At 61.1% G+C, this 11,706-nt stretch carries 16 protein-coding genes; 3 read left to right on the plus strand and 13 right to left on the minus strand.

Annotated elements, in window-relative coordinates; genetic code table 11:
• Positions 1-104: 104 nt before the first annotated feature.
• From LOY43_RS25185 to nrdR, 12 genes are all read right to left on the minus strand, one after another.
• A complete protein-coding gene (locus LOY43_RS25185) occupies positions 105-905 on the minus strand; it encodes a cobalamin-binding protein (RefSeq protein ID WP_258708875.1) in 801 nt (266 codons plus the stop codon).
• Positions 905-1,324, minus strand: a complete 420-nt coding sequence (locus tag LOY43_RS25190) for an MFS transporter (RefSeq protein WP_095048811.1) — start codon at positions 1,322-1,324, stop codon at positions 905-907. The genes LOY43_RS25185 and LOY43_RS25190 overlap by 1 nt, the downstream gene beginning before the upstream one ends.
• On the minus strand, positions 1,321-1,938 hold the full coding sequence (gene ribA, locus LOY43_RS25195) for a GTP cyclohydrolase II (protein ID WP_016984117.1): 618 nt from the start codon (positions 1,936-1,938) through the stop codon (positions 1,321-1,323). The genes LOY43_RS25190 and ribA overlap by 4 nt, the downstream gene beginning before the upstream one ends.
• 222 nt (positions 1,939-2,160) lie before the next feature.
• Positions 2,161-2,913 (minus strand): ABC transporter substrate-binding protein, encoded by a 753-nt coding sequence (locus LOY43_RS25200; protein WP_258708876.1) that lies wholly within the window; start codon positions 2,911-2,913, stop codon positions 2,161-2,163.
• A 37-nt stretch (positions 2,914-2,950) separates the two neighbouring features.
• The gene (locus tag LOY43_RS25205; RefSeq protein ID WP_007910933.1) at positions 2,951-3,454 is read right to left on the minus strand and encodes a phosphatidylglycerophosphatase A; all 504 of its coding nucleotides are present in this window, start codon (positions 3,452-3,454) and stop codon (positions 2,951-2,953) included.
• Complete coding sequence (gene thiL / locus LOY43_RS25210) at positions 3,451-4,416, minus strand: thiamine-phosphate kinase (RefSeq protein WP_258708877.1); 966 nt, start codon at positions 4,414-4,416, stop codon at positions 3,451-3,453. The genes LOY43_RS25205 and thiL overlap by 4 nt, the downstream gene beginning before the upstream one ends.
• Positions 4,417-4,434: 18 nt before the next feature.
• Entirely contained in the window at positions 4,435-4,935 is a 501-nt protein-coding gene (nusB, locus tag LOY43_RS25215; protein WP_034153728.1) for a transcription antitermination factor NusB, read from the minus strand.
• On the minus strand, positions 4,932-5,408 hold the full coding sequence (gene ribE / locus LOY43_RS25220; protein ID WP_003228649.1) for a 6,7-dimethyl-8-ribityllumazine synthase: 477 nt from the start codon (positions 5,406-5,408) through the stop codon (positions 4,932-4,934). The genes nusB and ribE overlap by 4 nt, the downstream gene beginning before the upstream one ends.
• Positions 5,409-5,499: 91 nt before the next feature.
• Positions 5,500-6,591, minus strand: a complete 1,092-nt coding sequence (gene ribBA, locus LOY43_RS25225; protein ID WP_039761895.1) for a bifunctional 3,4-dihydroxy-2-butanone-4-phosphate synthase/GTP cyclohydrolase II — start codon at positions 6,589-6,591, stop codon at positions 5,500-5,502.
• A gap of 16 nt (positions 6,592-6,607) precedes the next feature.
• Positions 6,608-7,270, minus strand: a complete 663-nt coding sequence (locus tag LOY43_RS25230) for a riboflavin synthase (RefSeq protein WP_093434480.1) — start codon at positions 7,268-7,270, stop codon at positions 6,608-6,610.
• 47 nt (positions 7,271-7,317) lie between these two features.
• Positions 7,318-8,451: a bifunctional diaminohydroxyphosphoribosylaminopyrimidine deaminase/5-amino-6-(5-phosphoribosylamino)uracil reductase RibD gene (gene ribD / locus LOY43_RS25235; protein ID WP_258708878.1), complete on the minus strand. Its 1,134-nt coding sequence runs from the start codon at positions 8,449-8,451 to the stop codon at positions 7,318-7,320.
• Positions 8,448-8,912 (minus strand): transcriptional regulator NrdR, encoded by a 465-nt coding sequence (gene nrdR / locus LOY43_RS25240; RefSeq protein WP_007910946.1) that lies wholly within the window; start codon positions 8,910-8,912, stop codon positions 8,448-8,450. The genes ribD and nrdR overlap by 4 nt, the downstream gene beginning before the upstream one ends.
• A gap of 128 nt (positions 8,913-9,040) precedes the next feature.
• Between nrdR and LOY43_RS25245 the strand changes: the two genes are divergently transcribed.
• From LOY43_RS25245 to trxA, 3 genes are all read left to right on the plus strand, one after another.
• Positions 9,041-9,505, plus strand: coding sequence for a YbaY family lipoprotein (locus LOY43_RS25245; protein ID WP_095048847.1), 465 nt, complete (start codon positions 9,041-9,043; stop codon positions 9,503-9,505).
• Complete coding sequence (locus LOY43_RS25250; protein ID WP_220557061.1) at positions 9,502-10,167, plus strand: methyltransferase; 666 nt, start codon at positions 9,502-9,504, stop codon at positions 10,165-10,167. Before LOY43_RS25245 ends, LOY43_RS25250 begins: the two co-directional genes overlap by 4 nt.
• A 147-nt stretch (positions 10,168-10,314) precedes the next feature.
• On the plus strand, positions 10,315-11,187 hold the full coding sequence (trxA, locus tag LOY43_RS25255; RefSeq protein ID WP_258708879.1) for a thioredoxin: 873 nt from the start codon (positions 10,315-10,317) through the stop codon (positions 11,185-11,187).
• A gap of 88 nt (positions 11,188-11,275) precedes the next feature.
• Here trxA and LOY43_RS25260 read toward each other — a convergent pair whose 3' ends face one another.
• Positions 11,276-11,635, minus strand: a complete 360-nt coding sequence (locus tag LOY43_RS25260) for a hypothetical protein (protein WP_258708880.1) — start codon at positions 11,633-11,635, stop codon at positions 11,276-11,278.
• Positions 11,636-11,706 lie beyond the last annotated feature (71 nt).

Consider the following 11,706-nt stretch of genomic DNA (forward strand, 5'->3'; position numbering starts at 1 on the left):
TCTTCGGTGATTTGACTGACCCCTTCGCGAGCAGGCTCGCTCCCACATTTGGAATGCAATCCTCCTGTGGGAGCGAGCCTGCTCGCGAAGAAGTCACCGCGATTTCAGCGGTCAGGCGCGATCAATTGGCAGAGTTTGGCGGTGGCGCTGATCATTTGGCCGCTTGGGCGTTCGAGGCCTTTGTCGGTGACCAACAGTAATTTTTCCTGCTTCACCGCCGCCACCTGCGGCCAGGTTCTCCACGCATTCAACTGCGCCTGATCACTCGCCAGAATCACCTCAGGATCACGCTGCAACACTGCCTCAATACTCACCTGCGGCGCCGGCAAACTCAGATCGCTGAACACATTCCGCGCCCCGCACACCTCCAGCGCATCACTGATGATTTGCCCGCCACCGACGGTGTACAGCGGCTTGTCCCAGACCTGATAAAACACCCGCAACGGCACTTCCCGGCGATAGCGCTGGCGCAGCTCCGCGAGTTGTTGGCGCAGCGCCGCCGCCCGTTTGACCCCATGCTCCGGTCGCCCCAATTGCGCGGCAATGGCTTCAATCTGGGTGGTGAGTTGTTCTAAAGAATGCGGTTCGGCGACGAAGGTCGGGATGCCCAGGCGCTTCAGTTGATCACGCTGCGCCGGGCCGACACTGCCGGGCCACAGCAACAACAAGTCAGGTTTGAGGCTCAGCAACTGCTCCATATCGAGCTGACCATAGCGGCCGACAGAAGGAATCCTGGCAATCGCCGCTGGCCGCTCACCGGCATCAAGCACACCGACCAACAGATCTGCCGAATCCAGCTCAACGACAATTTCAGAAAGGGACGGCGCGAGGCTGACCACACGCAGTTGCGCCAGCGCAGAACCACTGACGGCCAGCAGCAGAACCGCCAGCCAGAGGCGGCGCATCAACCGAGTTGACGCGGGATACGGTAGAGATAAAACAGCACTGCCGTGGACAACGCCAGCAGCATCAACGGTACGGCTTCAAGACCGACAAACACCGCCAGTGCGCCAATCCACGCCGGCAAGGCTGCCACAAGAAAAGCCGCACGACGACGGGCTGCGAGAGCAATCCACGCGGCCGGTTCATCGGGGGTATCGAGAGCTTTTTGCGTGGCGATCAGCGCATGTTTATAACGGCCAAAAAACTTCAGGCTGACAAACATCGATGCCACGCCGGCAATAAAGAACGGCATCGCCAGCACCGGCAGAATGCCTTTGCCCTGACCGAACAACGCGTTGAGTACGAACAGCGGCACCAGCGCCAGCGCGAGGTATTTCCACCAATCGACCGATAACCGGCGCCGCACCTGACCCCGCGTCACGCGCGATCGACCTCGCCCTGATGCTCGTTGCCCATCATGTGGTCGAGCTTGCTGGCCTTGGTCGCCAGATAGAGTTTGTTGTGCGGATTGTGACCGGTGTGCAGCGGCACGCGCTCGGCGACAGTAATGCCCATATCGGTCAAGGCTTTGACCTTGCGCGGGTTGTTAGTCATCAGGCGCAGGGATTTCACGCCCAGATGCTCGAGCATCGGCAGGCACATGGCGTAGTCACGCTGGTCAGCGGCAAAGCCCAGACGCTCGTTGGCTTCAACGGTGTCGGCGCCGCCATCCTGCAGTTCGTAGGCACGGATCTTGTTCAACAAACCGATGCCACGACCTTCCTGACGCAGGTACAGCAATACACCACGACCTTCACGGGCGATGGCTTTAAGCGCGCCTTCCAGTTGCGAACCGCAGTCGCAACGCTGGCTGAACAAGGCATCGCCGGTCAGGCATTCGGAGTGCAACCGGCCGAGTACCGGGGCACCGTCGGCAATTTCACCCAGGCTCAGCACGACGTGCTCGCGGCCGGTGGCTTCATCGAGAAAACCGTGCATGGTGAATTGCGCAAAAGGCGTTGGCAGCTTGGAAGCGGCGACAAAGACGACAGGCACCGGTGTGCTCCTGATCTAAAGAGTCTGAAAATTCGCAGGCCGGCATTGTAACAGCAGGTTCCTACCGGCGCTTAGGCTGAATTATCGGGCATAACGATCAAAAAGTTTGATAACAACCCGGTCGACATGGATCCATGTAGGAGCTGTCGAGTGAAACGAGGCTGCGATCTTTTGATCCGGCTTTTAGGATCAAGATCAAAAGATCGCAGCGTGCCGCAGCTCCTACAGGGGATTCGTCGCGCCGGTAGTGAACGGATACGGCTGCTGCCACTTCTCGAAGATCGGCTTCAACTCGCCGCTCTTCACCAACTGCTCCATACGCTGGTCATACAGCGCCATCAGCGCTCGCGCCTGTGGCGTGTCGGCAAACCCGAGAAACAGCGGCAGCTCGGCCAAGTGTGAATAGCGATACTGCGCCGGATCGGCTGCGGTTTTCACCACCGCCTCAATCTCGGTCAACGCATCGATGTAGTAATCCGCCCGCCCCTGCTTGAGCATCGACAGGATCCCGGTACGCCGCTCAATCTGGTTGTAGCGCTTGATATTCGGCAAGAAGTTTTCGTAGCGATAACCGCGCACCCAGGCCAGGCGATACCTGCCCAGCGTCGCTTGGGTAGGTGCAGGATTACTCGCCAGGCCCAATGCGTAAATGTGGTCGGAATCGAAATTCCAGTGTGGGTACAACACCTGCTCGGCTTCGTCGCGGTAGGAGCCGACCAGCGCATCGACTTCCTTCAACTGCACCAGCCCGACCGAGCGGGTGTAAGGCACGCTGCGAATGTCCAGCTTGACCCCGGCCGGTTCGAACACTTTGCGCAGCACGTCCCAGCCCAGGCCATGGCCATCAGCGGCGGTGTAGTCTTCCCAGTCTTCGCTGGCCAGATGGATGACCGTCGGCGTCGGCGCTGCTTCCTGCGCACCGGCCACGGTGCTCAGCAAAGCCAAAACCACTAGCGCCAACCAACGTCGAGCCATCCCTAGTCCCCTCACTTGACCCTGATACCCCTTGGACTCAGGCGAAAATCCACACCAGTCCCTGCATGGCCAGCCAGGCGAACACGCCGGCCAACACGTCGTCGAGCATGATGCCGACGCCGCCATGCACGTGCCGGTCGATCCAGCGGATCGGCCATGGCTTGAGAATGTCGAAGAAACGGAATACGAGGAAACCCGCGAGCAACCAGTACCAGCCTTCCGGCACCAGCCACAAGGTGATCCACATCCCGACCATTTCGTCCCAGACGATGCCTTCGTGGTCGTGTACCCGCAGATCGTCAGCGACTTTGCCGCACAGCCAGAAGCCGAACAGCATGGTGATCCCGAGCATCAGCCAGTAACCCCAGTCGGGCAACATCTGCCATAACGGGATAAAGGGTAGCGCAACCAGCGAGCCCCACGTTCCCGGCGCCTTGGGCAAGGTGCCGGAACCGAAGCCGAACGCGAGGAAATGCCAGGGATTGCGCCAGACCGACGGCGGAACGAATTCGGCCGGAACCTGTTTCGGGTGATCTGTCACGGTGTCTCCTGAAAATGTTGATAACCCCGGATTTGCGGGGTGATGTCGTGACCTTCGCGATCCAGCAGGACCACGCCCTGACCTTCGGACACTCGACCGATCACATGGATCGGCCAGCCATTGGCCAGCAGCGCCGGCAACTCGACAGACGGCAAGGTGAACGCCAGCACGTAATCATCGCCACCGCTCAGCGCAGCACGCTCGGCGCCGCGCTGACCGAGAAACGCCACTAATGCATCCGACATCGGTACGCGCTCGCGTTCAATCTCAAGTCGGACCTTTGAGGCCAGCGCGATATGGCCGCAGTCGGCGAGTAATCCATCGGAGATGTCCAGCGCCGAGGTGGCTTTGCCACGCAGGGCCTGGCCGAGGGCGAGTTGCGGTTGTGGTGACCAGTAATGATCGAGCAGCGGTTGGGCGACGTTCGCTTCGGCGTCACGCTGACCGAGCACCAGCGGCAAGGCGCCGGCCGCATTGCCAAGTTCGCCACCGACACAGAGCAAGTCGCCCGGTTGCGCGCCACTGCGGGTCAACGCCTGACCGGCAGGCACGCGACCGAACACCGTCACCGTCAGGCTCAACGGCCCGCGCGTGGTATCGCCGCCCACCAGCGCGACGCCGCAACTCTGCGCCATGCGGTTCAATCCGCCGGCATAGGCTTGCAGCCAATCAGCAGTCACCGTCGGCACAGTCAGGGCAAGGGTAAAGGCAACGGGTGTGGCGCCCATGGCGGCCAGATCGCTGACCGCAACGGCCAGCGAGCGCTGACCGAGCAGAAACGGATCGCAGGGGTCGGCGAAATGCACACCGGCCACCAGCGTATCGGTAGAGATCGCCAACTGTTCCCCAGGGGGAGCAGCGAGCAAGGCGCAGTCATCGCCGATCCCCAGCGCAACGCCTTCGCCGCCCTGCGCACAAGGCGCGGCGGCGAAGAAGTTACGGATCAGCTCAAACTCGCCCATTGAAGTATCAAGCGCGTTTCAGCGCTTGAACGCCTTCACTTCAGCTTCACGCAGGCGCGGAGCCAGCTTGTCGAGCACACCGTTGACGAACTTGTGACCGTCGGTCGAACCGTAGACTTTCGCCAGTTCGATCCCTTCGTTGATCACAACGCGGTACGGCACGTCGACGCGCTTGAGCAGTTCCCAGGTCGACAGGCGCAGTACACACAGTTCAACCGGGTCGAGCTCTTCGATGGTCAGGTCCAGGCACGGCGCCAGCGCAGTGTCGATCTCGGTCAGACTGGCCGGAACACCGTGCAGGATGTCGTGAAAGTAGCTGGCATCGGCGAAGGTGAAATCGTTATCGACGCGGAACTGCGCTTCGATTTCGTTCAGCGAAGTACTGGCCATGTGGCGCTGGTACAACGCTTGAGTCGCCAACTGACGGGCAGCGCGGCGCTTTTCACTTTTCGAAGGCTTGCCGGCGTCGGTTGGACGCGGCTCGCGCGGGTTGAAACGATCGCTTTCGTCGCTAATCACTTGGCCTCCAACTGTGCCAGCAGGCTGACCATTTCCAGAGCGGACAGGGCAGCTTCGGCACCTTTGTTACCGGCCTTGGTGCCGGAACGTTCGATGGCTTGCTCGATGGAATCAACGGTCAGGACGCCGAAGGCAACCGGAACGCCGAACTCCATGGACACCTGGGCCAGACCCTTGGTGCACTCGCCTGCCACGTATTCGAAGTGCGGAGTACCGCCACGAATGACCGCGCCGAGGGCGATGATGGCTGCGAATTCACCTTTCTGGGCGACTTTCTGCGCAACCAGCGGGATTTCGAAGGCGCCAGGTGCGCGGATGATGGTGATGTCGCTTTCGCTCACGCCGTGGCGAACCAGGGCATCAACTGCACCGCTGACCAGGCTTTCAACGACGAAGCTGTTGAAGCGGCCCACTACCAAAGCGTAGCGGCCTTTAGGGGCGATGAAGGTACCTTCGATGGTCTTCAGGGTCATTCGTCAGTTCTCTTAAAGAGCCGGGACGCGTCTGCTACGCGTCCCTCAGTGATTTATTTGCCGCGAATCGGAGATCGGAAACAACCGGTCATTATTCGGAGGGCACGTATTCTACAACTTCCAGATCGAAACCGGATATCGCATTAAATTTCATTGGCGCAGACATCAAACGCATTTTGCGCACACCGAGGTCACGCAGGATCTGCGAACCGGCACCGACGATGCTGTAAGTGGTCGGTTTTTTCGGCGCTGCCTGCTCACCCGTTTCACGGATATGTGCCAGCAGCACATCGCCATCGAGCGGGTGACCAAGCAACAACACGACACCGCTGCCAGCCTCGGCGACCGCAGCCATGGCGGCGCGCAGGCTCCAGCGGCCCGGTTGTTTGACCATCAGCAGGTCGCGCAGCGGATCCATGTTGTGCACCCGAACCAGGGTCGGCTCTTCGGCGCAAACAGTGCCCAGCGTAAGGGCCATGTGCACATCGCCTTCCACCGAATCACGATAGGTCACCAGGTTGAATTGGCCCAGTTCGCTGTCCAGTGGCTGCTCGGCAATCCGCTGAACGGTACGTTCATGGATCATCCGGTAGTGAATCAGGTCGGCGATGGTGCCGATCTTGATGTTGTGCTCAGCAGCGAACGCTTCCAGTTCAGCGCGACGGGACATGGTGCCGTCGTCGTTCATCACTTCGCAGATCACGCCACTTGGCTCGAAACCGGCCATGCGCGCGAGGTCGCAAGCCGCTTCGGTGTGGCCGGCGCGAGCGAGGGTGCCGCCAGCCTGGGCCATCAGCGGGAAAATATGACCCGGGCTGACGATGTCTTCAGCCTTGGCGTCTTTGGCGGCAGCCGCTTGCACGGTGCGCGCACGGTCGGCGGCGGAAATGCCAGTGGTTACGCCTTCGGCGGCTTCGATCGACACGGTGAACTTGGTGCCGAAACCGGAACCGTTGCGCGGCGCCATCAGCGGCAGCTTCAACAGTTCGCAGCGCTCGCGGCTCATCGGCATGCAGATCAGACCACGGGCGTGCTTGGCCATGAAGTTGATGTGCTCGGCCTGGCAGCATTCGGCAGCCATGATCAGGTCGCCTTCGTTCTCGCGGTCTTCGTCATCCATGAGGATGACCATCTTGCCTTGGCGGATGTCTTCAACCAGTTCTTCGATGCTATTGAGCGCCACAAGGCACCCCCTTCAGTCAGGATTTGAGGTAGCCGTTGGCGGCCAGAAAGCTTTCGGTGATGCCACCAGCGCTCGGCTCTGCGGCCTTGTCGCCGAGGAGCAGACGCTCCAGATACCGCGCCAGCAAGTCAACTTCCAGATTCACCCGGCGACCTGGCTTGTACGACGCCATGATGGTTTCGCTCAGGGTGTGCGGAATGATCGTCAGCATGAATTCGGCGCCATCGACGGCGTTCACGGTCAGGCTGGTACCGTCGACAGTGATCGAGCCTTTATGGGCGATGTACTTGGCCAGTTCCTTCGGCGCGCGAATGCGAAATTCCACGGCGCGGGCATTGTCGCTGCGCGAGACGATTTCGCCGACACCGTCGACGTGGCCGCTGACCAGGTGCCCGCCGAGACGGGTGGTCGGGGTCAGGGCTTTTTCCAGATTGACCGGGCTGCCGCTTTTCAGGTCGTTCATGGCGGTGCAGTCCAGCGTTTCACGGCTGACGTCGGCGGCGAAGCCGTCGCCCGGCAGCTCAACGGCGGTCAGGCAGACGCCGTTGACCGCGATGCTGTCGCCGAGTTTGACGTCGCTCAGGTCGAGCTTGCCGGTGGCGACGTGGACCCGCACATCACCGCCCTTTGGGGTCAGTGCGCGGATACTGCCGATGGATTCGATGATGCCGGTAAACATGGGGTTCTCCTTGAGAACTGGGCCAGCGCTAACGCGATGGCCGGGAATTATACGCTCGCCGAAAGGACAGGGATGGCAGTGACTCGCCAGTCATCGCCCACCGCGCGAATTTCAGTGATTTTCAGCTCCGGCGCATCCTTCATATAAGCCAGCGGCCAGTCCAGCAGCGGACGCGCCGTGGAGCCGAGGAACTTGCCGGCGATGAAGATCACGAATTCGTCGACCAGACCGAGTTGAGCAAAAGCTCCTGCCAGACGCGGGCCGGCTTCGACCAGCACCTCGTTGACGTCACGCTTGGCCAGTTCAATCAGCAATTGATGCAGATCGACCTGACCGTCATCACCCGGCACGATCAGACACTCGGGGCCATGCGCGTATTGCTCTTCGATCGCGACACAGGTGGCGACCAATGCCGGGCCAGCCTTGAAGAACGGTGCATCCAGCGGCACCCGCAGGCGCCCGTCGATCAGCACGCGCAGCGGCGGTCGGCTCATGGCCAGCGCGGTTTGCTCGGCATCCAGACCCAACTCGTCGGCGCGCACGGTCAAACGCGCGCCATCGGCCAGCACGGTGTCGGCGCCGGTCAGCACCACGGCGGCCTGAGCGCGCAAACGCTGAACGGCCGAACGTGCGGCCGGGCCGGTGATCCATTGGCTCTCGCCGCTTTCCATGGCTGTCCGACCATCGAGACTCATAGCCAACTTGACCCGCACGAACGGCAAGCCGTGCTCCATGCGTTTCAGAAAACCTTGATTGAGCTGGCGCGCCTCGGCTTCGAGCACGCCGCTTTCGGTAGCAATGCCGGCATCGGCCAAGCGCTGCAGACCACGTCCGGCAACTTGCGGGTTCGGATCGCGCATCGCTGCCACCACCCGGGCAACCCCGGCATTCACCAGTGCTTCGGCACACGGCGGCGTGCGGCCATGGTGGCTGCACGGTTCGAGAGTTACATAAGCAGTCGCGCCCCGGGCCAGCTCACCGGCGGCGCGCAGGGCATGGACTTCGGCGTGAGGTTCGCCGGCGCGCTCATGCCAGCCTTCGCCGACGATCTGCCCATCACGCACCACCACGCAGCCGACCCGAGGATTGGGATGGGTGGTGTAATGACCTTTGCGCGCCAGTTCCAGCGCGCGAGCCATGAAGTGAGCGTCGAGGATGGCCTGCTCGCCGGCGCTGGTCATTCTTTCACCGGTTCGCGGGCGAGGCGGTCGATTTCTTCGCGGAATTCATTGAGGTCCTGGAAGCGTTTGTACACCGACGCGAAACGGATGTAGGCGACTTCATCAAGCTTTTGCAACTCAGCCATCACCAGTTCGCCGACCACGAGGGATTTGACCTCGCGCTCGCCGGTGGCGCGCAGCTTGTGCTTGATGTGAACCAGGGAGGATTCGAGGCGCTCAACGCTCACCGGACGTTTCTCCAGGGCGCGTTGCATCCCGGCGCGGAGTTTTTCTTCGTCGAACGGTTGGCGGCTGCCGTCGGTTTTGATCAGGCGCGGCAACACCAGTTCGGCCGTCTCGAACGTCGTGAAACGCTCGCCGCAGGCCAGGCATTCACGCCGGCGGCGCACCTGTTCGCCCTCGGCGACCAGACGCGAGTCGATGACCTTGGTGTCGTTGGCACCGCAGAAGGGACAGTGCATGGTGGCTGGCAACAAAAAAAGGGAGGGCCATGGTAGCGCATCCCGGTGGCAAGACAAGCCATAGGCTTTGCGGTATACAGAACGACATGATCGTTTGATCCATGGATTTCATTTTGCTGGAGCATCCAATGCCGTTACGTCCGCTCGTTTTGCTCAGTCTTTTCAGCCTGCTGGTGGCCTGTGGCAGCGATGCACCCAAGCCCCAGCCGCCAACACCGGGACCTGCCCCGCAGCAAGCGCAGAAAAAAGCCAAAGAGGCTGCCGAACTTGGCCCGCTGCCGGCTTATCAACGGGAATTGAGCGGCACCCTGCAAGGCGTGCCGGCCGGCGCCGAAGTCGAACTGGCGCTGCTGGTGATCGACGAAAAGGATCGCCCGCAACAATTGCTCGCCAGTTCCAGCCTGATCGGCAACAACCAGATCCTGCCGTTCCGCCTGCGCTTCAACCCGGACGCGTTCCCGGCCGGTGCGCGGGTTGAGTTGCGTGGCCGCGCCAGCCAGTCCGGTCAGTTGATTCTGCATCTGCCGTCGCAAACCATCAGCCAGCCGACCTCCCAGGCGCTGGGCCAACTGCAATTTGTCAAAGCACCATGAATGCACCGCTCGACCTGCAACAGGCGTTAGGTGAATTGCTCGGCGACGCCAGACTCAAGGTCTGTGCGTTGCCGGACACTGATTTACAGCTATGGCTGATCGATGGCGACAACATGGATCGCCAATTCAGCCAGGAAGAAATTCAGCGAATTTTGCATGAGCCACCGTATTGGGGTTTCTGCTGGGCCAGCGGTCTGGCGGTGGCGCGTTATCTGGCGGAATTTCCCGAGTGGGTGCGCGGCAAGCGTGTGCTGGATTTCGGCGCAGGTTCCGGGATTGCCGGGATCGCGGCGGTGAAGGCCGGGGCGCTGGAGGTGGTGGCGTGCGATCTGGATCCTCTGGCGATTTCCGCGTGTCGGGCGAATGCCACGCTGAATGGCGTAGGGATGAATTACTCGACGGATTTCTTTGCCGAGGCGGATCGGTTTGATCTGATTCTGGTGGCGGATGTGTTGTATGACCGGGCCAATCTGCCGTTGCTCGATGCGTTTTTGAGCCGTGGCCGCGAGGCGCTGGTGGCGGATTCGCGGGTTCGGGATTTTCGCCATCCGTTGTATCAGCGGATTGAAATGCTTGAGGCGATGACGTTGCCGGATCTGGCGGAGCCTGAGGAATTTCGGCATGTCAGCCTGTACCACGCGCGGCGTGATTGGAATCGTTAAAAGATCGCAGCCTTCGGCAGCTCCTACAGTGATCGGCTTTGTCGTCTATATTGCGGGCGGACGCTGAACCTGTAGGAGCTGCCGAAGGCTGCGATCTTTTGCGCCACCGCTTATAGTGCGTTCATTAACGCTTTAACGAGATCCCCCATGAGTCAGCAAACGCCATACATCTTCGACGCCACGACGGCCGATTTCGACCAGTCGGTGATCGAGGCTTCCTTCAACAAACCTGTGCTGGTGGATTTCTGGGCCGAATGGTGTGCGCCATGCAAGGCGCTGATGCCGATGCTGCAAGGCATTGCCGAGAGCTATCAGGGCGAATTGCTGCTGGCCAAGGTCAACTGCGACATCGAGCAGGACATCGTCGCCCGCTTCGGTATTCGCAGCCTGCCGACCGTGGTGCTGTTCAAGGACGGCCAACCGGTCGACGGTTTTGCCGGTGCACAACCGGAATCCGCCGTGCGCGCCCTGCTTGAGCCGCATGTGCAGATGCCGCCACCGGCCGAAGCCGATCCGTTCGAGCAGGCTCAAGCGTTGTTCGATGACGGCCGTTACGCCGATGCCGAAGCGGCACTGGCGGTGATGCTCACTGAGGACAACACAAACGCCAAGGCACTGATCCTCTACGCGCGTTGCCTGACTGAGCGCGGCGAACTGGATGAAGCGCAAACCGTGCTGGATGCGGTCAAGAGTGATGAGCACAAGGCTGCACTGGCCGGAGCCAAGGCGCAGATCAAATTCCTTGGCCTGGCGCGTGATCTGCCGGATGCCGCCGATCTGAAAGCGCGCCTGGCGAAAGATCCGCAGGACGATGAGGCGGCGTATCAACTGGCGATCCAGCAACTCGCTCGCCAGCAGTATGAAGCGGCGCTGGATGCACTACTGAAGCTGTTCATCCGCAACCGCAGCTACAGCGAAGGCCTGCCGCACAAGACCTTGCTGCAGGTGTTTGAGCTGCTGGGCAATGATCATCCGCTGGTGACGGTGTACCGCCGCAAGATGTTTGCGGCGCTTTATTAAGATCAAAAGATCGCAGCCTTCGGCAACTCCTACAGGGGTGTACTCCATTCCAATGTAGGAGCTGCCGCAGGCTGCGATCTTTTGCGGTTCATTCGATCCAGCTGTAGAGCGGCGTATCCCCGCCGCTCACCACTTTCACGTCCGAGCTATGGCGCAAGCGCACCAGCAAGCGCTTGCCCGCCACCGCGCTGCCGGTCAGCCCTTCAAGCTGATCAAGCAGATCCGGACCGCTGAGCTGCCCGGCCTTGCGTAACAGATCCTTGGCCACCTGCCACAACGCATCGTCCTGATTCAGCGGTTTCGCTGCCGGGGCTGATGCGATCGCCTCAGATTGAGCGTCCGGCGCCTGCCCATTCAGCGCTGAACCGAGCTTCGCCCAATCGCCGTCATCCAGTTCCACCGTCAAGTCCACCGGCACATCGCCGACGGTTCCGCGTATCCGCAACATTGAGTTCGCTCCTGCACTTTTCTGACCTGCATGCTCCCACGGGACTTGTGCAACGCCAAGCGCACGGGCAA

The sequence above is a fragment of the Pseudomonas sp. B21-041 genome (assembly GCF_024748675.1).
GTDB classification, from domain to species: Bacteria; Pseudomonadota; Gammaproteobacteria; order Pseudomonadales; family Pseudomonadaceae; genus Aquipseudomonas; species Aquipseudomonas neuropathica.